The sequence below is a fragment of the Streptomyces syringium genome (assembly GCF_017876625.1).
In the GTDB taxonomy this organism is placed as follows: Bacteria; Actinomycetota; Actinomycetes; order Streptomycetales; family Streptomycetaceae; genus Streptomyces; species Streptomyces syringius.
In genome coordinates this window covers 2,411,413-2,435,257 of the sequence record NZ_JAGIOH010000001.1, presented here as the reverse complement: position 1 = coordinate 2,435,257, position 23,845 = coordinate 2,411,413, and the positions used below count along the sequence as shown (strand labels likewise).

The window sequence follows — 23,845 nt, the reverse complement described above, 5'->3', positions numbered from 1 at the left end:
CACGAGCGTAAGGACGGTATGGGGAACGACGGCGTGGTGTGGTCGGGGCAGTGGGTCGCGGACCGGCTCGGGGTCGGGCTGGAGGGTGACGCGGCACTGCCGGAACTGCTGGGGCTCGCGCTGCGGCGCAACCCCAAGCGGGCGCATCTGCTCGTCTCCAACGTGCTGGGCAAGCACGTCCCCACGAGTCCCCGTGCCGTGTACGGGCCCGGGCTCGCTCTCGGCCGGCGGGTGCGGGAGCTGCTGGGCGACGCGGCTGCCGCCCGGGCGGTCGTGCTGGGTTACGCCGAGACCGCCACCGGGCTGGGCCACTCCGTGGCGGACGGCATCGGGCTCGCCCCGTATCTGCACTCCACCCGGCGTCCCGTGCCGGGCGTCCCGCCCGTCGGCGGCTTCGAGGAGGAGCACAGCCACGCGACCTCGCACCTGCTGCTGCCCGAGGACCCGGAGCTGCTGTCGGGCGACGGCCCGCTGGTCCTGGTGGACGACGAGTTCTCCACCGGCCGCACGGTCCTGAACACCATCGCCGCCCTGCACGCGCGCTTCCCCCGTGAGCGGTACGTGGTCGTGGCCCTGGTCGACATGCGGTCGGACGACGACCGGGCGGGGCTGGCGGAGTTCGCGGCCGGGCTGGGGGCGCGGGTGGATCTCGTGGCCCATGCGTCGGGGTCGGTGCGGCTTCCCCAGGATGTGCTGGCACGGGGGCAGGAGCTGGTTGCGGAGTACGAGGCGGCTGCCGCGTCTTCGGAGGCCGAGGCGAGCGAGGTGCGGCGACGCGGCCTCCGGGGTGGGGGTCCGGGGCCGTATATTTACGGGCCCGGCACCCCCGAGCGCGAAGGCGCCCCCACATCGGGCCCGCAAATACACGTCAGCGCCCCGGACCCCCACCCCTCCGACCCCGCCGCCTCCCGTCGTTCTCCGGCCGCCCCCGTGCGTGTCGATCTCGGCTGGCCCGGAGGGTTGCCGGACGGCGGTCGGCACGGGTTCACGCCCGTCCATCGGGAGTTGTTGGAGGCGGCGCTGCCCGAGATGGCCGGTCGGTTGGCTCAGGCCCTGCCGGCCGATGCCTCGCGGGTGCTCGTCCTCGGCAACGAGGAGTTGATGTACGCCCCTCTGCGGCTCGCCGACTCCCTGGAGAGCCTGTCGTCCGACATCTCCGTGAGCTACTCCACCACCACCCGCTCACCCGTCCTCGCCGTCGACGACCCCGGCTACGCGATCCGCACCCGTATCCGCTTCCCCGCGCACGACAACCCCGCCGACGGCCCCGGCGAGCGGTACGCCTACAACGTCGCCGGTGCTCGTTTCGACGCCGTGGTGGTGGTCGTCGACTCCGTTGGTGATTCTGCTGAACTGGCTGCTCCTGGTGGGTTGTTGGATGCCCTCGGTGAGTTCGTTCCGTGTGTTCTGTTGGTTGTTCTTCCCTCTTACGTTCCCGTCCACCGACAGGTGCCGTCCATGCCCGAGCCCCTCCGCGGCCCCGCCTTCTCCTCGTACGCCCCCGACGAGGTCGGCTGGCTCCTCCAGGACCTGTCCGGCGTATCGCTCGAAGCGCCCACCGAGGAGCGCGAGGAGGCGATCCAGAGCGGCGGCGCGCACTACGCGGAGTCCCTGCCGGTCGAGTACCAGCCGAGCGCCGACTACCAGGCGCTCTTCCACTCCGCGCTCGACGCCTCCGCGTCCCGGATGGCGCGGGCGGTCGGTGTGGTCACCGAGACCGTGCTCGCCGAGCGGTCACCCCGCCCCGTGCTGGTCTCGCTGGCCCGTGCCGGTACGCCCGTGGGTGTGCTGATGCGCCGCTGGGCGCGGCACGCCCACGGCCTCGACCTGCCGCACTACGCCGTCTCCATCGTCCGGGGGCGCGGCATCGACACCACCGCGCTGCGCTGGCTCGCCGCCCACCACGACCCGGCCGACGTCGTCTTCGTCGACGGCTGGACCGGCAAGGGCGCGATCACCCGCGAACTGGCCGACGCCCTCGAGGAGTTCGAGGGCTTCGACCCCCGGATCGCCGTGCTCGCCGACCCCGGCCACTGCGTCGAGACCTACGGCACCCGCGATGACTTCCTCATCCCGTCCGCGTGCCTCAACTCCACCGTCTCGGGGCTGATATCCCGGACCGTCCTGCGCGCCGACCTCGTCGGCCCGCACGACTTCCACGGCGCCAAGTTCTACCGCGAGCTGGCCGGCACCGATGTGTCGGGCGCCTTCCTCGACACCGTCTCCGCCCGCTTCGACGAGGTCGCCGAGGACGTCACCGCCGACGTCAAGGAGCTGGCCGCCACCGACCGCACGCCCACCTGGGAGGGCTGGGCGGCCGTCGAGCGCATCAGCGAGGCCTACGGCATCCACGACATCAACCTCGTCAAGCCCGGTGTCGGCGAGACCACGCGCGTCCTGCTGCGCCGGGTCCCGTGGAAGATCCTCGCCCAGCGCGGCGTCGGCGCGGACCTCGACCATGTGCGGCTGCTGGCCGCGCAGCGCGGGGTGCCGGTGGAGGAGGTCGACGGTCTGCCGTACAGCTGCGTCGGTCTGATCCACCCCCGCTACACCCGGGGCGCGACCGGTGCGGACGGCAAGGCGGTGGCGGCCAAGTGACTGTTCTCATCGCCAGCGACCTCGACCGGACCCTCATCTACTCCGCCGCGGCCCTCGCCCTGAGCATGCCGGACGCGCAGGCGCCGCGCCTGCTGTGCGTCGAGACGTACCAGCACAAGCCGCTGTCGTATCTGACGGAGACCGCGGCCATCCTGCTGGACGAACTCGCCCGTACGACCACGTTCGTGCCCACCACCACCCGTACCCGCGAGCAGTACGGGCGGATCCGGCTGCCCGGGCCCGTGCCCGAGTTCGCGATCTGCGCCAACGGCGGGGAGCTGCTCGTCCGGGGCGAGTCCGACCGCGACTGGCGGGCGGGGGTGGAGCGGCGGCTCGCCCACGAGTGCGCGACGCTCGACGAGGTCCGCGCGCATCTGGTGCGGACCGCCGACCCGGCGTGGCTGCTCAAGGAGCGCACCGCCGAGGACCTCTTCGCCTACCTCGTCGTGGACCGGCCGCTGTTGCCGGACGAATGGGTCAAGGAGCTCTCGGTGTGGGCCGAGGAGCGCGGCTGGTCCGTCTCCCTCCAGGGGCGCAAGGTCTACGCCGTGCCGAAGCCGCTGACCAAGAGCGCCGCCGTCGCCGAGGTCGCGCGCCGGACGGGCGCCCGTGAGGTGCTCGCCGCCGGTGACTCGCTGCTCGACGCCGACCTGCTGCTGGTCGCCGACCGCGGCTGGCGGCCCGGCCACGGCGAGCTGGCGGAGGCCGGCTGGACCGCGCCGCACGTCACCGCGCTGGAGACGAAGGGCGTGGCGGCGGGCGAGGAGATCCTCCGGGCGTTCGGCGCGGTGGCAGCCGGTCCGGGATTCCGCCCGTAGGGGAGCGGGGGTACGGCTAGGCTCGCGCAAGGGCTCGGCCGGTGTTGTCCGGCCGGGGCCCCGCTGATGCGTACCTTCTTCTACCGGCAAGGCGAGGAGATCGTCCGATGGAGATCAAGAGGCCACCGCTCACCCCCGAGCTCTACACCTACGTACTCGCCCACAATCCCGCGCTCGACCAGGCGCAGCGTGCCCTGGTCGACATCACGCACAGCGCGCTGCCCGGCGTCGCCGTCAAGCAGATCGCCGAGGAACAGGGCCCGTTGCTGGCCTTCCTCGTACGGCTCACCCGCGCCGAGCACGTCGTGGAGGTCGGTACCTTCACCGGTCTGTCGGCGCTGTCCATGGCCCAGGCGCTGCCCGCCGACGGCACGCTGATCACCCTCGACATCTCGGAGGAGTGGACGGCGTACGCGCGGGAGGCGTGGGACAAGGCCGGGGTGGCCGACCGGATCGACCTGCGCATCGCGCCCGCCCTGGACTCCCTGCGCGCGATGCCCGCCGAGCCGCACATCGACCTCGCGTTCATCGACGCGAACAAGGACGGCTACATCGACTACTGGGAGGAGATCGTGCCCCGGCTGCGCCCCGGCGGTCTTGTCGTGGTCGACAACGTCCTCTTCGCCGGGGAGGTCGTCGCACCGGCCGCCGGGAGCATGGCCGCGTCGGTCGACGCGTTCAACGAGCACGCGGCGGCCGACGCGCGGATGGAGTCGGTCATGCTCACCGTCGCGGACGGGCTGACCCTGGCGCGCCGGGTGTAGTCGTTCAAGCCCGTCCGGCGTTTGAGGACGCGCCCGCAGGGCGCTCGCCGCCGCAGGCGGCAAAGACGGGCCGGCAGCCGAGGATCCGCCGAACGCCGCCCGTCCGGCGCTGTCAGCCGCAGCAGCCGCCCCCGCAGCAACCGCCGCCTCCGCCCCCGCCCGACGGCGGAGCGGACGGCGCGGCGCCGCCGGTCACGGCGACGGTGGACAGCAGCTTCACGGTGTCCGTGTGCCCTTCGGGGCAGCTCGCGGGGGCGCCGGACTCGGCCATGGGCCGGTTGAGTTCGAAGGTGTCACCACAGGCTTTGCAGCGGTATTCGTAGCGAGGCATGCGGGCAGCATAACCAGCCGGTGGGCCGGGGCGGCGGCCGATGGCCACGGTGCCGGCCCTTCCGCCGGACAGGCCTCAGCGGCCCCGCTCCTCGCGGATCTCCTGGACCACACGGGCGACGGATGCCCGTACCGCCTCGGTCTCGGTGAGGAAGTGCCACCAGTCGGGGTGGCGGCCCTCCAGGCCCGCGACCGCCCGGTCCAGCCGGGCCACCGCGTCGTCCAGGGGGCGGGCGTGCCGCGGGTCCGGGGTGCTGCGCCCGGCCATCGCGAGCCGCTGCGCGTCGCGGATCGCGAAGCGGGTCCGGTCGACCTCCTTCTGGTGGTCGAAGGACACCTCGTCCAGCCGGCGCAGCCGGTCGCCCGCCGCCGAGACGGCCTCCTCGGTGGTGTTCAGCAGGGCCCGTACGGTCGCGAGTCTCGCCGTGGCGTCCGGCCAGCGCTGCTCGTCCCGCGCGGTCCGGGCCTCGGCCAGCTTCTCCTCGGCCTGCCGGACGGCGCGCTCGGCCTCCCCCGGCACCTGCTGGAGGTCCTGCCAGCAGGCAGCGCTGTAGCGGCGGCGCAGCTCGCTGAGGACGGGGGCGACGCCTGAGGCGCGCGTGGTGATCGCCTGGGCGCGCGTACGCAGCGAGACGAGGCGTTTGTCGAGGTCAGCGGCCTTCTGCGGCAGGTGGTCGGCCTCGCCGCGGATGGCCTCGGCCTCCCGCAGCACCCGGTCCGCGCGCTGGATGGTCTCCTGCACGCCGTGCTGCCCGGCGCCCTGGTTGAGCCTGGTCAGCTCGGGGGAGAGCGCGGCGAGCCGCGCGGCCAGGTCGTCGGCCTTGATCCCGGCGGCCCGGACGGCGTCCAGCGCGTTACTGGCGGCGAGCAGCCCCTGCCGGGCCCGCTCGACGGCGGGCGCGAGCCGTGCCAGCTGCGTCTCCGCCGTGCCCAGCAGGGGACCGAGGCTCTGCCCGAACCGCTCCAGCTCGGCCTTGACCCGGTCCAGCTCGTCCTTGGCCTTGGTCAGATCGCCCCGCGCGCGGGCGGCGGCCGCGCCGTCGAGGCCCTCGCGGTCCAGGTCGTGCGCGTCGACGGCGGTGATGTAGGCGTGGGAGACCTGGTCGATGCGCCGCCCGAGGTCGGCGAAGTCGCCCGCCGCCTTGCGGGCGGCGGGGGAGGAGTCGACCGCGGTGATCGTCTCGATGGAGATCCGCAGATCGCGCTGCGCGGTGTCCAGCTCGTAGAACGCCGCGGCGGCCGCGTCCTTGGCCGCCTGCGCGTCCGCCCGCTGCTCCTCGCCGCGGCCCCAGCCCCAGCGGCGGGTGCCCCCGCCGGCGAAGGCGGCGGGCGCCATGGCGACCAGCAGGGGGAGCGGCAGCAGCGCGAGCGCCACCGTCTCCCGGGCCACGGCCGCCACAGCGCTGAAACGGCGACGTGCCGGTCGTACGGACTGCGCGAAGGTCGCCGTCACTTGCCCTCTCCCGATGGATCGCCCCAGGCCCGGATGCCATTCTCCCACCCGTTAAGGACGAACACACGGGCCGGTTAGTTCGCGGATCGCACCGTGACTTCGCCGTTCTGGGTGCGCGCGGTCACCTTGCGGGGGCTGGCGCTGTCGCGGGGGACGTCCACGTCGACCTTGCCGTTCTGGCTCTCCGCGATGACGTCGTACGTGGCGCGGGGCAGTTCGACCTTCGTCGCGCCGTTGTCGCTGGAGACCTCCACCCGGTCGGGGACACGGGTCAGCGAGAGGCGGACGGTGCCGTTGGAGGAGACCGCCTTCACCTGCTGGGGAGCGACGCGGGCGGTGACGACATCGCCGTTGGAGGACGACAGATCGAGGTTCCCCTTGGAGTCCGCGATGTCGATCTTCCCGTTGTCGGTGTGGACCTTCAGGTCGGTCTCGAAGCCGCGCGCCCGCACCTTGCCGTTGTCGTCCCGCACGGTGACCTTCACCCCGCGCGGCACCTCGATGCGGTGCTTCGACGCGCAGTTGTTCACCAGCCCGTCGCAGTGCTCCCGCAGCTTGAGCGTGCCGCCCTTCATCGCCCAGGTCGCCTTCGACTCCCCGCCCACGGTCCACCCGTCGAACCACCGGGTGACCTTGAGGTCCTTGGTCTTCGCGTCGACGGTCACCAGCTCGAGCTCGGAGTTGTCCGCGTCCACGGTCAGCTCCCGCCCCTCCAGCGAGAACGTCCGCCGCTCCGGCTCCGCGTCCTCGGCGTTGGCCCCGCCGCACCCGGTCAGTGTGACCCCGGCGGCCAGCACCGTACCGACGACGAGGGACAGACGGACGGCGGCGCGGCGACGAGAGCGGGGAAGCACGTGGGACTCCGTGGGTTCGGCATCGGGACTGCGGGGTGCTCCCCGACTCTAAGCACCGGCGGCCGGTGGGCGGCATGTAGCCCACTCCCTGCTTCGGGGTGGGGTTATCCCCACCCCGACCCGGGTTTGCGGGGATACGGGCCGGGCCATGTAGGCTGTCACCTCGTTCGGGGCGCATAGCTCAGCGGTAGAGCGCTGCTCTTACAAAGCAGATGTCGGCGGTTCAAATCCGTCTGTGCCCACAGATGAAACAGCAGGTGAAAGCCTGTTTCAGGCCCCCGGTCCATGCGGACCGGGGGCCTGTTTCATGAACGTCGTTCCACTCGCCGCTTCACGGGCCGATCTCGAAGCGGGGCGGCTTGAGGCCGGTGAGACAGCCGGTCCTCGGCGCGGTCGGCCTGTCGAGGAACGAAGCGGTGATCTTCTGGGCGCACCGTGACGTCGCGAACACCACGTGGGGCTCGTAGGGGACCTTGACGACGGTCGCGCGGCTCAGCGTACGGGCCACGTACGGCCCGTTGGCCGCCCCCGTCTGGGAGTCGAAGCCGCCCGACAGGGCGAGGGTGGGGATATTGCTCCGCGTGACGTTCCGGATCGAGCGCGGCGCCGGTGGGACGTTCCAGACGTCGCAGTCGTGACGGAGGAAGGTGAGCTGCGGAGCCTGGGCCAGGACCGAGCGGGGGAACGACGGGAACGCGTTCTGCCCGCCCCGGAGGGCCTTGGCCCGGCTCTCGTACGGCGTCCACTCGCTGCAGAAGATGCCGTAGGCGAGGCCGTGCGAAACCACTCCGATGCCCTGGGGGTTGAGCTTCCAGCCCGCCCACTGCCGCGCGATCCGCTGCGGTCTGCCGTGGGCCAGCTCGTCGAGGGAGCGGGGTACGCCCTCCGCGACGTGGGTGGCGGTGGTCATCCAGTTCACCAGGGCTCCGCCGTCCAGGACGACCTTCACCGGCTTCGGCCGGCCGGAGACCTTGACGGTGGTGGTGACCGGGTGGGCCTCGAGTTCACGGACGAGGCGGTTGAAGGTGGCGGACAGGTTCGGATAGCGCTTGTTGCACGCCGACTGCTGCGCGCAGGCCTTGAACAGGCCGTCGAAGCCCTCCCGGGCGCTGCTCCAGGCCAGGGCCGACCCCGCCTTGGACGGCGGCAGGATGCCGTCGATGCCGACCGACCGGATTCCCCGGGGGTGTTGACGCATGTAGACGAGCGCCAGGTGGGTGCCGTAGGAGATGCCGAACACGTTCCACTGCTTGATGCCCAGCGCCACGCGCAGGTCCGCGTAGTCGGCGGCGCTCTCGGTGTCGTTGTAGGCGCCGAGGTCGGTGCCGAGGCCCGCCAGCCGGTCGCGGCAGGCCTTCGTGGCCTTGACGTGCAGGCGCTCGGTGGACGGAGCGTGGTGGACGAGGCCGACCGCGCGTCCGTTGAACCGGTCGATATTGGGGCACAGGAGCGCCGGGTCGGCGGAGTACGTACCCCGCTGGGACATGAGGACCACGTCCCGGTCGCGGTTCAGCCCGCCGTCGATCGCCATCTTCGCCTCCCCGACGGCGTCGTCGCCGGGCCCGCCGGCGAGCCACACGACGGGGTCGGGTCTCGGTCTGGCGGCCGCCGCCGGCACGACGGCGACCCCGAGGGTGATCTTCCTGCCGTTGCGCCTGGTGCGGTTCTCGGGCACGGTGAGCGTCCCGCAGCGGGCCTTCTTGAGCTCGGTGATCGGCGCCGGTGTCTTCGGGCAGGGGCCCGGCTCGAAGCGGGCACCGCCCACCGTCCGGGCGGCTGTGCCGATCGCCGTGCTGGTGCTGGTGCTGGTGCTGGTGCCGGTGCCGGTGCCGTGCTCCGCGCCCGCGGGTGTGGCGAGCAGCCCGGTGACGAGGATGCCGGTCACCGCCGCGGCCGGCGCGGCGTGCAGCCGGCGCACGGTGCGACGACGGCGGGGCATGGGGGTGAGTGCCATCTGCCTCTCCAGGTCACTTCGGGATGATCGTGAACGGTTTCGGGGTGAGCCCGGCCACGCAACGGGTGTCGGGCGCCGCGGTCGGACGGGCGAGGAACGAGGCCAGTACCCGCTGCGCGCAAGGCGATTGCGGGACCACCCAGTGCCCGATCCCGGGGACCTGCACGGAAGTCGAGCGGGAGAGCGTACGGGCCGCGGCCCGGGACCAGCTCGCCCCGACCTTCGCGTCGAACGTCCCGGCGACCAGGAGTGCCGGCACCGGGCTCCTGGTGGCCACCCGGTGGGAGGCGGCGCGGCTGGGAACGTGCCAGATACGGCACACCTCGTGCTGGAAGGGAAGCTGCGGTGCCTGGGCCAGGACCGAGTCCGGCCACCCGGGGAAGGCCCGGCGCCCCGCCTTCAGCACGTCGGCTTTCGAGTGCCCCGGCACCCACTCGCTGCACACCACCGACTCCGTCAGGCCGTGCGCGGTCATGCCGACGACGGCAGCCGAATCGGCCGCGCGGGCCCGCGCGAAGCGCTCCGGACGCCCGTGGGCGAGCTCCTCGATCGCCGCGGGGACGTCGGGGAACGGGATGGCATTGGCGACCAGGATGTTCAGCAGCGAGCCCCCGTCGAGGACGACCTTCACCGGGTCTCCGCCGCGTGGCGGCCGGGCCTTGAGCGTCAAGGGGTGCGCTTCCAGCTTGCGCACCTGCTCGGTGAGGGTCCGACGGAGGTCCGGGTGGCGGCTCTTGCAGCGGGGCTCGGCCGCGCACGCCTTGAAGACGTTCTCGATGCCCTCCCGGGCGCTGCTCCAGCCCCACGGCAGAGTGACGATCTGCGGAGCCGTGGCCGAGTCGAGTGCCACCGCGCGAATCCCCTGAGGGTGCTTGCGCAGGTAGGTAAGGGCGAGGTTGGTGCCGTAGGAGTGCCCGTAGACGTTCCACCGGGGGATGCCCAGTGCCGTGCGCAGGGCGGCGAAGTCCGCGGCGTTTTCCTTGGTGTTGTAAGCGCTCAGATCGATCCCGTCGGCTGCCAGGCGATTCCGGCACTTCTTCACCGCGTCCAGCAGGAGCCGTTTCGCCTGCGGCGAGTCGTAGCCGAGCCCCACGTACCGCGCGTTGAACCGGTCCATCTCCGGGCAGGCGAGATTCGGCTGATCGTAGAGGTTGCCCCGCTGGGCCATGATGATCAGCGGCCGATCCCGGTTCAGGCCGGAGTCGACCAGGAACGGGATGTCGTCGAACGTCTCGCCGCCCGGGCCGCCCGACATGAACACCACCGGGTCCGCGGCGGACTTCGCCGAGGTGGCCGGAATGACCGCCACAGCCAGCCGGATCGTCCGGCTGCGAGGGCGGGCGCGGTTCTCGGGGACTTCCAGGAAACCGCACCGCGCGGTGCTCAGCGCGGCGATCGGCTCGGGCGTCCTCGGGCAGGGACCGGGCACGAACCGCGAGGGGGCGACGGTGTGGCTGTGGGGTGATGCGGTACTGCTGGCCGTCGGTCCGAACGCGAGGGCCGCGGTGGCAGCCACAGTCACCGCGAGGATGCCGTGCTTGGTCATGTGACCCCGTTCCTCTGCAGGCATCCACGGCTGCCCAGCCGGACAACGCCGTAGCAGTTTGGGTGGTTCAGGTGGTTATGCGATTCGGACGCTACCGGGTGGGCCGGAGGGGCGCACGTGGACCGCCGGAGGCGGGTGAATCCCGAGTCCAGCAGTGGCGTCCACCTCCTCCCGCGCTCGTCACCAGCCCGTCTTCGCCGCTGTCCGCTGAGCCCGGATCAGCTCGTGCACCGCGCCCGGATCGCACAGGGTGCTGTTGCTGTCGGGCGCGGCGAGCAGCCAGTAGCTGGCGGGAGGGTCGACACGGTGCGGGGCCGGCACTCCGAGGAAGTGGTGACGCCCCAGGCACTCGGTGCCCCGCACGGTCCAGCCTGCGGCGGTGCCAGGGGGCACGAGGGCGTAGTACCAGTGGCGGGCCGGGTCGGCGATGACCGCGGTGGTGATCCCCGCACCGGCGAGGGCCCGCTCGACGTCCGCCCGGGGCGGGGCCTCGCCGTCGGCTCGACCGGCGTACGCATGGACCGTGTTCGCCCGCAGCCGGACCGCATCGAAGCGTCTGCCGACCCGGAGGAGAGCGGGACGGTCACGGGCCCATTCGGTGTGTGCCTCGGAGCTGGGGTCGGCCGGGGAGACGAGCCAGCGTGCGGCTTGCCACGGCCTGACCGTGGCGAGCGCGCTCTTGACCGCGGAGTTCAGGTGAGCCGGGGGCGTGCTTCTTCCCGACCGGCGCTGAGGCAGGGGCGCCTGCCCGGCGGTGCTCACGGCCGGGCTCCGGGGACATTGCCGAGGAGGCGCGAGCATACGCGGCCGAGGTCGTACACGTAGTCGGCGCGCGCCTGGTCCGTAGTGCCGCAGGGCCCTGCGGCGAGAACCTCGTGGGTCCGATTCACTGCTGAGTCGCACAAGGCGCGCCCGACGGAGTGACGCGGCAGCTCGTCAGCGCGCTGCTCCACGAAGCGCAGCAGTTGGCCGACATGGCGCAAAAGTACGGGCTCAAGGCCTGCCATGCCGGGGAAGGGCGGGGTCACCGTGCGCCACGACAAAGCGCGATCGACGTCGCTTTCGATCTGAGTGATGTCGATGGGCTCGGTGGCTGGAGCGGAGGAGAGGTTGGCCGGGCTGTTGGCGATGGACATGACTCGATCCCCTCATTGCGAGTAGTGAGGGGATCGTGTCGCGGCGGAACGGCTTGGCTACGTACAGTTTGTGCGGATGATTTTCTGTGGATCCGCTTGACGGCGGTTCACATTCCGGCCCAACGGGCCAGCCCCGCAATGGAATCGTCCTGTCCTCGGTCCAGACGCACCAGAGTCGCAGCGGTGGAGCGAAGCGTGGGGTGGAAGCGCGCGTGATTCGGCGAGATCCGCCGCGCCTCCTTGAGGTCCTGGTGCGCACCCACCCGATCGCCCTCGACAAGCCGAGCCGCTGCGACGTCGATGTGATGATGACTCGCCCGCTCGGCCGCGATGGTGTCAGGCAGCTCCCATTCGTCCCGGTCCTGCTCCTCACCCCACTCACTCAACCGAGCGAGAGCCTGCTCGGTGTCGCCGCAGTCGATGAGGGTCGCCACCTCGTGGATACGGACATTCGTCGGCCCGAACGACATCTCGTAGTGAGTGGTGTCGCTGCGCAGAATGGCCGCAGCGGTACGCGCCTCGGCGAGTCGCTGGGCGGCCTGACCGAAATTCCCGTCCCGAGCTTCGAGGACGGCCAACTTCAGGAGAATCGCGCCGTGCACGGCCATGTGCCGGTCATCCATGCTCTGCTCCGGGGCAATCCGCTCCACCTCCTCCGCCAGCCCCTCCAGAACCCGGCGGGCGGAAGCGTACGTGCCCATGCGGACCATCGCGCCGGCCTTGAGGTACGCGGCAGTGACCTGCATGAGACTGTCGCCGGAACGACCAGCGGCCCAGCGGACGCGTTCGATCGCGGTCAGGCTGAGGTCGTGATAGCCGAGCTTGTGGGCAAGGGAGTTGGTCGCGCGGTAGCCGCGGGCCAGCCACCAGAACGCCCGTTCCTGTTCGCGGCCCGAGCTGCCAAGGGCGACATGGGTCAGCTCGGCCAGCAGGCCGGGGAGCAGCGGGCCCATGGGCACGTACTGACCGTTCTGCCGCATCTGGGCCACGTGATCCATCTCCGCCGCGAGCACGGGGAGCGGGCGGGGTGCCACGAGGAGGTCGTCGGGATTGTCGTAGGTGAGCAGCATCTTCCGCAGGTCAGGGATGACGGCTTGGATCTGCTCCTCTGTCTCCACGCCGTTCATGTACGGCTGGCCAGTCAGTTTGTCCGGGCCGACACACAGGGCGCGGGCCAGCTCGGCAACGACCCCAGGCGGAGGGTTGCGATCGCCGGACTCGTACTTCTCGAGCGTGCTCGGGCTGATGTTGACCTTGCCGACGAGTTGCCGCACGGTCATCTGTCGGATCTTGCGGAACTCGCGGATGTGCGCGCCGATGTGGTCAGCCATGTGCCAGCCTTTCGTATCCGGACTGGCTCAGCGTAGGGCGGCTGCCCGACACGCGGGAAGCGGTGGCGGAAACAGTCGGCGCCCGGTCATGCCCGCGCGGACGGCCCTCCGCCCCGCGGCACCTCGCCCTCTCGCCAGGGCAGACTCAACCAGCGCGCATGGCGGATCACTGGTGGTGGCGGCCCGGTTGGCGGCCCGGCCGGAGGTTCTATACCTGGCACTTCACCTTCCAGGAGTCCTCCGACGTCCATCGTCTCGCGGGGGAGTACCGGCAGAGCCTGGCCACGGTCGCCGGGCTGGACCTCGTCCCGGACCGTTGGCTGCACCTGACGATGCAGGGGCTCGGCTTCGTGGACGAGGTGTCCGAGCAGGACGTCAAGGCGATCGTCGGCGGCGGATGCCCTGGCCCGGGTGGAGGCGGAGCCTGCGACGGCGCGGCTGGCGAGTGTGGAACTGATCGTCCTGAACCGCGACCACCGGATGTACGAGTGGGAGCGGTTCGCGCGCGTGCCACTGGGGTGAGCCGACCTGCGGCGGAGCGCCCCGCCCCGGAGGCGCGAAGCCCTCGCCAGCGACAGCGGGAAGCACGTCTCTCCGCGTGACGGCTTCGTGTACCGGCTCATCGGCCGGTGAGGCGTGGCGGCACTGGGCGGGTGTTGCCGCCTTCGGTGGCTCAGCCGGCCCGGCTGTTCGTGGCAGTCATGAGTTGGTGGCGTGTCGCATGCGTGCGGCGGTCCGGTGGAGGTAGGCGGTCACCTCGGGGTCGGCATCGAGGGTGTAGTCGGCGTCGAGGGCGGCGAGGGTCTGGGCGATGCCGGGGAGGTGGTTGCTGGAGCAGTCGACGGTGCAGGTGGCCTCGTCGCGGGGGTGGATGCGGGCGGCCAGGGCCCAGGTGCGGTGGCGGACGGTGTGGGCGGGAGCGTGGACGGTGGCGATGGCGCGGTAGCGGGTCGGCGCGGTGGCGATCTTGTCGGCCACGTAGGCGGCCGGGTCGTCGCCTGGGACGGGCCGGGGGGTGAAGCGGCGGCGGGTGGGTGCTGGGTTGGTGATGCGGTCGAGACGGTAGATACGCCAGTCGTTCTTGTCGGTGTCGTGGGCGAGGAGATACCACAGGCCGCCGGAGGCGATGAGGTGGTGGGGCTCGACGCGGCGGGCGGCGCAGCCGCCGTGGCGGGTGGTGTAGTCGAAGGTGACGCTCTCGTGGTCGCGGCAGGCGGCGGCCAGGCTGCCCAGCAGCTCGGGGTCGACGCGCGGGCCGCGGGTTTCCCAGCCGATGGTGGCTGTCGTCTCCTGCACGGCCGCGACCTGGGTGCGCAGTCGGGCGGGCAGGACCTGCTCGAGTTTGGCCAGGGCGCGCAGTGCGGTTTCCTCCATGCCGGTGAGGTGGCCGGCGGCGGTGCGCAGGGCGACGGCGGTGGCGATGGCTTCGTCGTCGTCGAGGATCAGCGGGGGCATGGCGGCGCCGGAGGCGAGGCGGTAGCCGCCGGCGTGGCCGGTGGTGCCTTCGACGGGGTAGCCGAGGTCGCGCAGGCGGTCGATGTCACGGCGGATGGTGCGGCCGGTGACGCCGAGGCGTTCGGCGAGTTCGGTGCCGGACCATTCGCGGCGGGTCTGCAGCAGGGACAGCAAGCGGAGCATCCGGGCGGGCAGGTCGGTCGTCATGCCTTCCAGATTGCCTCTCTTTACGGACGTGAGATGTCCTAAAAGACCCCTAGCTTGGACGGCATGTCCGAGAACAAACATCCCCGAAACGCCCTGAACACGGTTGATCCGCGCAGGTGGGCGGCGCTGACCGTGGTGCTGATCGCCTCGTTCATGGACGCGGTCGACGTCACCGTCGTCCACATGGCCATTCCGCACATCCAGCAGGACATCGGAGCCTCGTCGGCACAGGTGCAATGGATCACCGGCGGGTACGCGCTGGCGTTCGCGCTCGGGCTCATCACCGGTGGCCGCCTGGGCGACCTGTTCGGCCGCAAGCGCGTCTTCCTGCTCGGCGTCGTCGGCTTCACCGTCACCTCGCTGGTCTGCGGCATCGCCGGCAACGCGGAGATGCTGCTGGCCGGGCGCGTCGCGCAGGGCGCGATGGCGGCCCTGATGGTGCCGCAGGTGCTGTCGATCATCCACGTCACATTTCCCGAGCGGGAGCGCAGCAAGGTCTTCGGCATCTACGGCGCGGTGATGGCGCTCGGAACGATCGCCGGCCCGCTGGTCAGCGCGCTGCTCGTGCAGGGTGATCTGTTCGGGCTGGGCTGGCGGCCGATCTTCCTGGTCAATCTGCCGCTGGGCATCGCGGGGCTGATCGCCGGCAGCTTGGTGATCAGCGAGTCGAAGGCCGAGCGCGCGGCCCGCCTGGACCTGGTCGGGGTGGTGCTGGCCACCGCCGGGCTGCTGGCGCTGGTGCTGCCGCTGACCCAGGGCCGTGAGCTGGGCTGGCCTGCCTGGACCTGTGTATCGATGGCCGCGTCCGTGCCGGTACTGGCGCTCTTCGTTGCCTGGGAGCGGCGTCTGCTGCGGCGAGGTGGCTCACCGCTGGTGGAGCTGTCGCTGTTTGCCCGGCGCAGTTTCGCCGGCGGGCAGGGCGTGCAGCTGATGTTCGGCCTGGCCTCGGGGGTGTTCTTTCTGGCCTGGACCCTCTACCTCCAGCTGGGGCTGGGCTGGTCGCCGCTGAAGGCCGGACTGTCGGGGCTGCCGCTGTCGGCGGCGATGATGGCCGGTGCCGGGATGTCCATGCAGGTCCTGGTGCCCCGCTTCGGTCGCGTGGTCCTGCAGGCCGGCGCTTTGCTGGCGGCTGCGGGGATGGCGCTGTTCGCCTGTCTGGTCCAGCACTACGGCAGCGACATCGCGATGTGGCAGGCCATCGTTCCGCTGATCCCGATGGGCCTGGGCATGGGCCTGATCATCGCTCCGCTGACCGACGTGATCCTCTCCGAGGTTCCCCACGAGCACGCCGGCTCCGCGTCCGGGCTGACCAACACCACCGTCCAGCTCGGCCAGGCCGTCGGTGTCGCCCTGTCCTCGGTGATCTTCTTCGCCCGCCTGGGCCACGGCGACCCCGCCGCCCAAGCCGCGCGGATGCCGCACGCCTTCACCGGCTCCCTGTGGTACGTGGCGGCCGCGTTCGTTGCCGCGTTCGCCCTGCTGTCCGCCCTGCCCCGCACGGCCGGTACCAAGAAGCCGGCTGCCGGCCCGGCCAGGCGGTCCGAGCAGCAGGACAGCACGGTTCCGGTGGCCTGACCTGCCGCGGGCCCGCGCGGGGGTCAATCCTCCGGCTCTGTACGCGAGCCCGCCCCTGAGGGCGAGCCAGGCTCGGCACGAAAGAACCCGACCCCGCGACCCATGCCACGTTCGCGGTCGCACGAAAGGAACAATCCTCATGAGCTTCATGTCTCCCGGCCAGGTCGTCTGGTTCGAGATCGGCACCACCGATCCCCGGGCCGTCACCGACTTCTACGGGTCCCTCCTCGGCTGGACGTTCGAGGCCGATGCGGATTCCTCCATCGACGGCCGCACCTACACCCGCATCCTCGCCCCCGGCGCGCCGTGGCCGATGGGTGCGATCCAGCAGGGCGACACCGGTGACGAGGCGATCAACCTCTCCCTCCTGTCCGCCGACGTCCACGCCGACGTCGACACGCTCACCGGGCTGGGCGCCACGACCGTCGTGCCGGCCACACCGGTGGGGGACGTGACCGTCTTCGCCCGGCTGAAGGACCCGCGCGGCAACCTGTTCTCCCTCTTCTCCCGGACCACCTCCGAACGCTTCGAGGAGCGCATCGCCGGAACAGAGGAGTACATGCAGCAGGCCGCTTTCACCCCGAAGCCCGGGTCGATGGCCGGCTTCGAGATCGGCACCACCGACGTCCGGGCCACCACCGACTTCTACACCCGGGGCTTCGGCTGGCGGTTCGAGCAGGGCGACACCATCGGTGACGTGCCCAGCCTGGCCGTCTTCGGGCCCGGCGCCGAGTACCCCTCCGGCCTCTTGTGGGATCACAGTGGCGAAAACGACAGTGCGGCGGATTACGCGGCGGATTACGTCATGCCCACCTTCCTGGTCGCCGACGTCGCCGCCACCGCCGCAGCGGTGCGGGAGGACGGCGCGCGAGTGGAGCAGCAGCCGCGCTCCGCGCCTGCCGGCCCGGCCCGCGCCCGTATCCGCGACCCCCGCGGGAACCGCTTCGGCCTTCTCTCCCAGCCCACCCCGCCCGCAACCCGCTGAGCCCGCTCCCCGACCACTCCGCCGTGCTACCGGCAGGACCGGCCGGGGCCCCACCCACCGCAAAGGAGACAAGAGATGAAGATCGCACTGCTGGGAACCGGCTTCGGGCAGGCGCACGCCGCCGTCTACGCCGCTCGTGACGATGTGGAAGTGGTGATGTTCGGCCGGGACGCGGCCAAGACCGCGAAGGTGGCGGGCCAGTTCGGGTTCGCCTCCTCGACCGACATGGACGCCGCGTTCGAGGACGGCTCCTTCGACCTGGTGGACATCTGCCTGCCGCTCCCGCTGCACGCCGAGTTCGTGCTGCGCGCCCTTCAGGCGGGCAAGCACGCGCTGGTCGAGCTGCCGCTGGCCGATGACATCGAGGACGCGAAGCGGGTGGCCGAGTCCGCCGCGCACAGCGACAAGCACGTGTTCGTCGACATGTTCGAGCGGTTCATCCCGGCGAACCAGGCCCTCTTCGACGCGGTGAACCAGGGCACCTACGGGCGCCTGGAGCAGCTGACGCTGTGGAACCTGACCGCGCACCTGTGGCCGGGCGTCTCGCTGGGGCTGAAGGTCCTGCCGCTGGAAGCACTGCACAGCGACATGGACATCATCACCCGCACCCTCGGCCTGCCCCGGGCCACCACCGTCACCACCGTGGCGCGCGGCGAGGACTCCGGTGCCATCGAGGCTGCCTTCCGCTTCGACGGCGCGGCGGCCCGCAGCTCCGTCTCCTCGCTGATGCCCCAGGCATGGGGAGCCCGCGGCGGCTACACCGCCACCTTCGAGCACGGCGTACTGGACGCCACGTCCACGATGGGCTTCGACGGCAAACCCTCCGGTACCGTCACCGCCTACACCGCCGACGGCGCGCAGGAGCTCCAACTGCCGGCCGCCGACCAGTACACCGCCATGATCGGTCACGTCCTGGAGGTGGTGCGCGGCGAAGCGGACAATCAGATCGCGCCTGCGAGTGTGCTGGACGCGCTCCAGCTCACCCTCGACCTGGACCGCCAGGTCAACAGCCCCGGCTGAAGCCCTCTCCCGGCTCGGTGCCACTGGCCGGTCGTCGCCCGTAGGACGAGGCGATCAGTGGTGCCGAGAACGAGTGACCACGGATGAGACAGCAGGTTCTTGATCCGGGGCCACCTCCGCCCCTTCCGTATCTGCGAGGCTGGGCCCCCTCTGCCGGTTCGCCTTATGGAAGGCCCCCATGTTGCAGAACGTCTGGAAGCGTCACGGCCTCGTCGTGGCCGCGGGCACCGTGTGCATCGTCGTCAACGCCCAGGGCATCGGGCCGTTATGGTTCACCGGGCTCGGCCTGATCATCATCGGTCTGCTGATGCGCCGGGCGATGTCCCTCGCGCAGCGCCCACCGCGCGATGAGGCCCCGCCGCTGGCGCTCGGCGGGCCGGTGAACGGTCGTTGGATGGCGCGCAACGGGCCGGCCACCAAGGTGCCCAGCCATACTCACAACCTCGCGCAGACCTACGCCATCGACCTGGCCCGCCGCCCGGCGCCGGATCCCGTGTGGTTCTGGCCGGTGGCGCGGCGGCCCGAGGCCTATCCGGCGTTCGGGGAGCCGCTGCTCGCCCCGGCGGACGGCCGGGTGGTGGCCGTCGGGGACGGGCAGCGGGACCACCTGTCGCGCTCCTCGCTGCTCGGAGTGCTCTACGTGGTCCCGGAAGGATTCGTGCGCTCCCTCGGCTCGCCCCGGCATCTGCTGGGCAACCACCTCGTCCTCGACCTCGGGGACGGGGCGTACGCGGTCTTCGCGCATCTGCGGCGCCGCTCGCTGAAGGTGGCCGTGGGCGACCGGGTCACGGCCGGGCAGGTGCTGGCCGAGTGCGGCAACTCGGGGAACTCCACGGAGCCCCATCTGCACTTCCAGCTCATGGACGGACCCGACATCACCTCCGCCCACGGCCTGCGCTTCAGCTGGCGCTACCAGGACGACGACGGCCAGGAGCACGACGGCGTGCCCGCCGACAACACCTGCTTCAGCCCCGCCCGGACCGCCACGACCGGACGGCCGGACCCCTACGCCCCGTAGCCGGGTTGCAGTACGAAGCGGACCAGACGGACGCGGCCGTCGGGGGCGAACTCGCCGAAGGCGAAGACCTCTTGGCGCCGCGCCGGCTTCCCGTCGTGGCTCGTGGTGTAGCGGGCCGCGAAGCGATTGCCCTCACGCAATGTCTCGTGCACCTCCACCGGGTAGGTGTGGCCCAGCTTCCGGCCCTCCTCCAGGGCCTTCAGGATGCCGGAGCGCTGCATCACCTTCCCGCCGACCTGGTGCAGCGCGTCGGGGGTGTGGAAGCGGTCGTGGGCCTCGGCGGCCGGGACGGCCGGGTCGTAGCCGGCGGCGTAGAAGGCCCGCAGGTAGTGCGCCGGGTCCTGGGCCGGTGTCGGCTCGGCGCCGGCGGCGGGGGGCGGCGCCGGGGCGGTGCCCGGCGCGGGGCGGGCCGCCGCGTCGAACGGGTCGTCCTTGCCCGGCCCCGACCAGCCGGCGCGGCCGGCGGAGAAGATGTCGGTACGGGCCACCCGCCCGTCCTCGGCCAGCTCGGCGAAGACGGCCGTGTCGGTGGCGCTCTGGACCTTCCACAGCATGGGCGTGCCGATGGTGTACCGGGCGGCGGCCCGGTTCCCCTCCACGGTCACCTCGTGGATGTACAGCTCGTAGGGCGCGCCGAGGGAGCGCCGGGAGCGGACGCCCCGCAGGGTCTTCTTCCGGTCCCACTCCCGGCCGTTGACCCGGTGGGTGCCGTCGGGCAGGTGGTAGCGGTCCCAGACCTCCTCGACCGGGTCCTGTCCGTCGAAGGCGTCGGCGTGGTAGGCGCGGAGGTATCCGGCGAAGTCCTCCGCGGCGGTGGGGCGGTGCGTGCTGCTCATGGTGCTCTCCTGGTGTTCTCGATGGGGATGGCACCGCCCTCGGGCCCCAGGGGCGGTGCGGTGGTGATGCGGAATTCGCGGCGGAGGGCGGCCCGGGCGGCGAAGTGGCCGCACATGCCGTGCACGCTGGGGCCGGGCGGTGTCGACGCGGAGCACAGGTACACCCCGGGCAGGGGGGTGCGGTACGGGTTCCAGGCGGGCGTCGGTCGCAGGAGCGACTGGGTGAGGGTGATGGCTCCCGCGCCGATGTCGCCGCCGGGGTAGTTCGGGTTGTACCGCTCGTAGTCGGCCGCCGGTATGCCGCGCGCCGCGAGGACCGTGTCGGCGAAACCCGGCGCGTACCGCTCGATGCGGCGGGTGATCAGCGGCACCGGGTCCCGGGTGTCGCCGTTGGGCACGTGCGCGTAGGCCCACACCGGGCGGCGGCCCCCCACGGTACGGCCCGGGTCGGTCACGGCCGGGTCGACGAGCAGCACGTACGGCTCCTCGTCGGCCTCGCCCCGGGCGGCCGCGTTCTCCGCCCTGAGCGTCTCGGCGCGGGTGCCGCCCAGGTGCACGGTCCCGGCCCGGCCCACCTCGGGGTGGGCCCAGGGGATGGGCTCGCTGACGAGGAAGTCGGCCTTCGCCGCGCCCGGCCCGTAGCGGAAGCGCTCCAGCGCCCGGCGGTAGCGCGGCGGCAACCGGTCGCCGGCCAGGGCCAGCAGGCCGCGCGGCGTGGTGTCCAGCATGACCACCCGGGCGTCCAGCTCCGCGAGGTCGGTGACCCGGTGGCCGGTGTGCAGCACGCCGCCGTGCGCCCGCAGGTCGTCGGCCAGCGCTTCGGCCATGCGGACGCTGCCGCCCTGCGGCAGCGGCCAGCCGGTGGCGTGCGCCAGGTGCCCGAGCAGCAGCGAGATGGCCCCCGAGGGAAGGCTGGGCAGCCGGCCCACCGCGTGTGCCGCGACCCCGGTGAGCAGCGCGCGGGCCCCCTCGGTGCGTAGTCCGCCGCCCCGCAGGAGGTGGTCGAGCACGCGCGGGCCGAGCAGCAGCGGGGCCGCCGGGCCGGAGGGCAGGGACCGCTGGCCGGACAGCAGGAAGTCGGTCACCCCCGTGCTGTGCCGCACCAGCGGCTCCATCAGCCGCCGCCAGCGCCCCCCGTCCGGGCCGAGCCGGGCGCAGGTCCGCGCGAGGTCGCGGTAGGCGAACGCGGCGTCGCCGCCGTCCAGCGGGTGCGCGTAGCTGATCGGCGGCTGGAGCAGGCGGACCCCGCGGGCCGCGAGGTCGAACTCGCGGAAGAACGCGGACGCGGCCGCCATCGGGTGCACGGCGGCGCAGATGTCGTGCCACACCTCGGAGTCGAACAGCGCCTCGCCGCGCAGGCCGCCGCCGACCGTGGCGGCCTGCTCGTGGACGTGCACGGTCAGCCCGGCGCGGGCCAGGGTGACGGCGGCGGCCAGCCCGTTCGGGCCGCTGCCGACGACGGCGACATCGGGGCGCGTCATGTGAGCGCGTCCTCGGCCGCGAACTGCTGGGTGGCGAGCCGCCGGTACACCTCGTCGGACGCGATGAGTTCCCGGTGGGTGCCGATCGTCCGCACGCGTCCCTCCTCCATCACGATGATGCGGTCGGCCTGTACGACGGTGGACAGCCGGTGCGCGATGGCCAGCACGGCGCACTCGCCGGCGGCTTCCGCCATCGTGTCGCGCAGCGCTGCCTCGGTGTCGCTGTCCAGATGCGCGGTGACCTCGTCCAGCAGGATCACCTCCGGCCGCTGCAACAACGTGCGGGCGATGGCGAGCCGTTGCCGCTGGCCGCCCGAGAGCCCGGCGCCGCGCTCACCGAGCACCGTGTCGAGCCCGTCGGGCAGAGCGGCGACGAAGTCCTCCAGGCTGGCGAGCCGCAGCGCGCGGGCGATCTCCTCGGCACCGGCCCCGGGGTTCGCATACGTCAGATTCTGGCGGATCGTGCCGCGCAGCAGCGGCGCGTCCTGCTCGACGTAGCCGACCAGCGACCGCAGTTCGGCGAGCTTCAGGGTGGCGGTGTCATGGCCCGCCACATGGATCGTGCCGGAGTCCGGCCGGTGGAAACGCTCGATGAGCTGGAACGTCGTCGTCTTGCCGGCACCGGAGGGGCCGACGATCGCGGTCAGGCCGCGACGCGGCAGGCTGAACGAGACGTCCCGCAGCACCGGGACGTCCTCCTGGTAGGAGAAGCCGACGCCCTCGAAGCGGACCGCGGGGGCCGACTCCGAGGCGGCCGCGCGCTCCCGCGGCTCCCCGGCCTTCTCCTCTTCTTCCTCCTGCGGGATGGCCCCCAGCTCCGTCACCCGCTGGATGGCGGCCCGGCCCTGCTGGATCTGGCCGATCGACATGAAGAGCATCACCAGCGGCGACACCACGTAGAAGAGGTACATCACGAACGAGGTGAGGTCGGCGGGCGACAGCGACCCGGTGGCGACCCGGGCCATGCCCCAGGAGATGACGACGGCGAGCGAGAGCTGCGTGCCGACGTTCATCGCCGGGGTGAGCAGCGAGCTGAACCCGGTGACCCGGATCCCGCTGTGCCGCACCCGGTCGGCCAGCCGCGCCAGCTCCTCGGTCTCGCGCTCCTCGGCGCGGGACGCCTTGACGGTGGTGATGGCGCCGAGCACGCGCTGCAGCCCCGAGCCGAACGCGCCGATGTTCTCCCGGTTCTTCAGGGCGGCGATGCGCACCTGGCGGGCCAGCAGCAGCGCACCACCGCTGGCCAGCCCGAGACAGCCGACCGTGGCCAGCAGCAGCTTCCAGTCGAGCAGGGCCATCAGCACGATGCCGCCGGCCACCATGAAGACCGAGGTGACCACCTGCGCCAGCGCCTGCGCGATGACCAGACAGGCGATGGAGGTGTCGGACACGGTGCGCGCGAAGACATCCCCGTGCTCCAGGCGGGAGAAGGCGGGGAACTGGCTGCGCAGCAGCCGGCCGCCCAGGACGCGCCGGGCGTCGAAGACGATGTTCTCGCCGGCCCGGCCGATCGCGTAGGCGTGTCCGGCGTTCAGCGCCGCGTCCGCGACGAAGAACAGCGCGATGAAGGTGACGGTCCAGGCGATCGGCTCGTCCAGGGCCACCGCCTCGATCAGCCGGCCCAGCATCCAGGGCTGGGCGAGCGTGGCCGCCGCGCCGACCAGGCCCATGCCGACGCCGATGATCAGCAGGGCCCGGTGGCGGCGGACTATCTCCCGGAGATTCATGCGGACTTGGTGTAGGACGCGACGAACAGGCCGGCCGCGGGCGCGTACGCGGTCCGCTGCCAGTCACTGTAGTGACCCTCGGGCCGCAGCCCGGCGTCCCGCGCGTAGCCGTCCACCTCGTCGGGGGTGAGCAGGCGCACGGCCTCGGTGCCGATGCGGTGGGTGCCGTCCGCCTCGAACCACACCGTGGACACCTGCCAGATGCGGTTGTCCATCAGGAGCGTGGCGTGCATCTGGATGCCCGTGTTCGGCTCCGGGTAGGGCACGAATATCGTGGTGCGCGTCTGTCCCTCGTGCTGGGCGACGATGCCCGGCCGGTTGTGCGTCTCGACCACCAGCCGGCCGCCCGGCCGCAGCAGTTCGGCCGCTCGGGCGATGGCCTCCCGCTGACCCTCGGGGTCGAGGATCTGCGCGAGCGTGGAGCAGACGCAGTAGACCAGGCCGTAACTCCGCTCGCCGCGGTAGGTGCGGATGTCGCCGAGCTCGGCGGTCACCTCGCCCTCGTCGGCCTTCTTCTCCAGGGCCGCCAGCATCTCCCGCGAGGAGTCCACACCGGTGACCGGGCCGACGCGGTGCGACAGCGGCAGCGCGATCCGGCCGGTCCCGACGCCGAACTCCAGCGTCCCCGACGCCGGGTCCGGGTGGAACCCGGCCAGGGCCTCGACGGCGGCCCGCGCGGAGGCGTCGTCCTGGAAGATCCGGTCGTACCAGCCCTCGAACTGCTTGCCGTAGCCGATGTCCGCGATCGTCATGGGTT

Annotated in this window: 20 protein-coding genes and 1 tRNA gene; 8 read left to right on the top strand and 13 right to left on the bottom strand. The window is 72.0% G+C overall.

Annotated features, from left to right (window positions below):
- Positions 1 to 18: 18 nt before the first annotated feature.
- The 3 genes from JO379_RS10780 to JO379_RS10770 all read left to right on the top strand — a co-directional run bounded on the left by JO379_RS10780 (position 19) and on the right by JO379_RS10770 (position 4,180).
- Positions 19 to 2,598, top strand: a complete 2,580-nt coding sequence (locus tag JO379_RS10780) for a phosphoribosyltransferase (protein WP_209514761.1) — start codon at positions 19 to 21, stop codon at positions 2,596 to 2,598.
- Positions 2,595 to 3,416, top strand: coding sequence for an HAD family hydrolase (locus JO379_RS10775; RefSeq protein ID WP_130877585.1), 822 nt, complete (start codon positions 2,595 to 2,597; stop codon positions 3,414 to 3,416). Before JO379_RS10780 ends, JO379_RS10775 begins: the two co-directional genes overlap by 4 nt.
- Before the next feature lie 107 nt (positions 3,417 to 3,523).
- On the top strand, positions 3,524 to 4,180 hold the full coding sequence (locus tag JO379_RS10770) for an O-methyltransferase (protein WP_130877584.1): 657 nt from the start codon (positions 3,524 to 3,526) through the stop codon (positions 4,178 to 4,180).
- A 112-nt stretch (positions 4,181 to 4,292) separates the two neighbouring features.
- Here the strand turns inward: JO379_RS10770 and JO379_RS10765 are convergent, their stop codons facing one another.
- The 3 genes from JO379_RS10765 to JO379_RS10755 all read right to left on the bottom strand — a co-directional run bounded on the left by JO379_RS10765 (position 4,293) and on the right by JO379_RS10755 (position 6,817).
- The gene (locus tag JO379_RS10765) at positions 4,293 to 4,511 is read right to left on the bottom strand and encodes an FmdB family zinc ribbon protein (RefSeq protein WP_130877583.1); all 219 of its coding nucleotides are present in this window, start codon (positions 4,509 to 4,511) and stop codon (positions 4,293 to 4,295) included.
- A 75-nt stretch (positions 4,512 to 4,586) separates the two neighbouring features.
- Positions 4,587 to 5,846: a hypothetical protein gene (locus JO379_RS10760; RefSeq protein ID WP_245381983.1), complete on the bottom strand. Its 1,260-nt coding sequence runs from the start codon at positions 5,844 to 5,846 to the stop codon at positions 4,587 to 4,589.
- Between the two features lie 191 nt (positions 5,847 to 6,037).
- Positions 6,038 to 6,817: a DUF4097 family beta strand repeat-containing protein gene (locus JO379_RS10755; protein WP_130877581.1), complete on the bottom strand. Its 780-nt coding sequence runs from the start codon at positions 6,815 to 6,817 to the stop codon at positions 6,038 to 6,040.
- 170 nt (positions 6,818 to 6,987) lie between these two features.
- On the opposite strand from JO379_RS10755, the gene JO379_RS10750 reads away from it, so the two are divergent.
- Positions 6,988 to 7,059 (top strand) — tRNA-Val (locus JO379_RS10750).
- Between the two features lie 89 nt (positions 7,060 to 7,148).
- On the opposite strand, the gene JO379_RS10745 is transcribed toward JO379_RS10750, so the two are convergent.
- From JO379_RS10745 to JO379_RS10715, 6 genes are all read right to left on the bottom strand, one after another.
- Positions 7,149 to 8,771, bottom strand: coding sequence for an alpha/beta fold hydrolase (locus JO379_RS10745; protein WP_245381435.1), 1,623 nt, complete (start codon positions 8,769 to 8,771; stop codon positions 7,149 to 7,151).
- A gap of 13 nt (positions 8,772 to 8,784) precedes the next feature.
- Positions 8,785 to 10,317 (bottom strand): alpha/beta fold hydrolase, encoded by a 1,533-nt coding sequence (locus tag JO379_RS10740; protein ID WP_209514757.1) that lies wholly within the window; start codon positions 10,315 to 10,317, stop codon positions 8,785 to 8,787.
- A 180-nt stretch (positions 10,318 to 10,497) separates the two neighbouring features.
- On the bottom strand, positions 10,498 to 11,079 hold the full coding sequence (locus JO379_RS10735) for a hypothetical protein (protein ID WP_209514755.1): 582 nt from the start codon (positions 11,077 to 11,079) through the stop codon (positions 10,498 to 10,500).
- Positions 11,076 to 11,453 (bottom strand): DUF6415 family natural product biosynthesis protein, encoded by a 378-nt coding sequence (locus JO379_RS10730; RefSeq protein WP_130877578.1) that lies wholly within the window; start codon positions 11,451 to 11,453, stop codon positions 11,076 to 11,078. The genes JO379_RS10735 and JO379_RS10730 overlap by 4 nt, the downstream gene beginning before the upstream one ends.
- A gap of 107 nt (positions 11,454 to 11,560) precedes the next feature.
- Complete coding sequence (locus JO379_RS10725; protein WP_209514753.1) at positions 11,561 to 12,784, bottom strand: helix-turn-helix domain-containing protein; 1,224 nt, start codon at positions 12,782 to 12,784, stop codon at positions 11,561 to 11,563.
- A gap of 699 nt (positions 12,785 to 13,483) precedes the next feature.
- The gene (locus tag JO379_RS10715; RefSeq protein WP_130877575.1) at positions 13,484 to 14,446 is read right to left on the bottom strand and encodes a helix-turn-helix transcriptional regulator; all 963 of its coding nucleotides are present in this window, start codon (positions 14,444 to 14,446) and stop codon (positions 13,484 to 13,486) included.
- Between the two features lie 63 nt (positions 14,447 to 14,509).
- Here JO379_RS10715 and JO379_RS10710 point away from each other — a divergent pair, with 63 nt between their 5' ends.
- The 4 genes from JO379_RS10710 (at position 14,510) to JO379_RS10695 (ending at position 19,044) form a co-directional block, all read left to right on the top strand.
- Complete coding sequence (locus tag JO379_RS10710; RefSeq protein WP_209514751.1) at positions 14,510 to 16,021, top strand: MFS transporter; 1,512 nt, start codon at positions 14,510 to 14,512, stop codon at positions 16,019 to 16,021.
- Positions 16,022 to 16,160: 139 nt separating this feature from the next.
- Positions 16,161 to 17,006: a VOC family protein gene (locus JO379_RS10705; protein WP_209514749.1), complete on the top strand. Its 846-nt coding sequence runs from the start codon at positions 16,161 to 16,163 to the stop codon at positions 17,004 to 17,006.
- Between the two features lie 75 nt (positions 17,007 to 17,081).
- Positions 17,082 to 18,026, top strand: coding sequence for a Gfo/Idh/MocA family protein (locus JO379_RS10700; RefSeq protein WP_209514746.1), 945 nt, complete (start codon positions 17,082 to 17,084; stop codon positions 18,024 to 18,026).
- Between the two features lie 178 nt (positions 18,027 to 18,204).
- Positions 18,205 to 19,044 (top strand): M23 family metallopeptidase, encoded by an 840-nt coding sequence (locus JO379_RS10695; RefSeq protein WP_209514744.1) that lies wholly within the window; start codon positions 18,205 to 18,207, stop codon positions 19,042 to 19,044.
- Here JO379_RS10695 and JO379_RS10690 read toward each other — a convergent pair.
- From JO379_RS10690 to JO379_RS10675, 4 genes are read right to left on the bottom strand one after another with little or no spacing between them, the layout of a single operon-like run.
- Positions 19,032 to 19,880, bottom strand: coding sequence for a nuclear transport factor 2 family protein (locus JO379_RS10690; RefSeq protein ID WP_130877570.1), 849 nt, complete (start codon positions 19,878 to 19,880; stop codon positions 19,032 to 19,034). The genes JO379_RS10695 and JO379_RS10690 overlap by 13 nt on opposite strands.
- Positions 19,877 to 21,361, bottom strand: coding sequence for a phytoene desaturase family protein (locus JO379_RS10685; protein WP_209514742.1), 1,485 nt, complete (start codon positions 21,359 to 21,361; stop codon positions 19,877 to 19,879). Before JO379_RS10685 ends, JO379_RS10690 begins: the two co-directional genes overlap by 4 nt.
- Entirely contained in the window at positions 21,358 to 23,088 is a 1,731-nt protein-coding gene (locus JO379_RS10680; RefSeq protein ID WP_209514740.1) for an ABC transporter ATP-binding protein, read from the bottom strand. The genes JO379_RS10685 and JO379_RS10680 overlap by 4 nt, the downstream gene beginning before the upstream one ends.
- On the bottom strand, positions 23,085 to 23,840 hold the full coding sequence (locus JO379_RS10675) for a class I SAM-dependent methyltransferase (protein WP_130877567.1): 756 nt from the start codon (positions 23,838 to 23,840) through the stop codon (positions 23,085 to 23,087). The genes JO379_RS10680 and JO379_RS10675 overlap by 4 nt, the downstream gene beginning before the upstream one ends.
- Positions 23,841 to 23,845 lie beyond the last annotated feature (5 nt).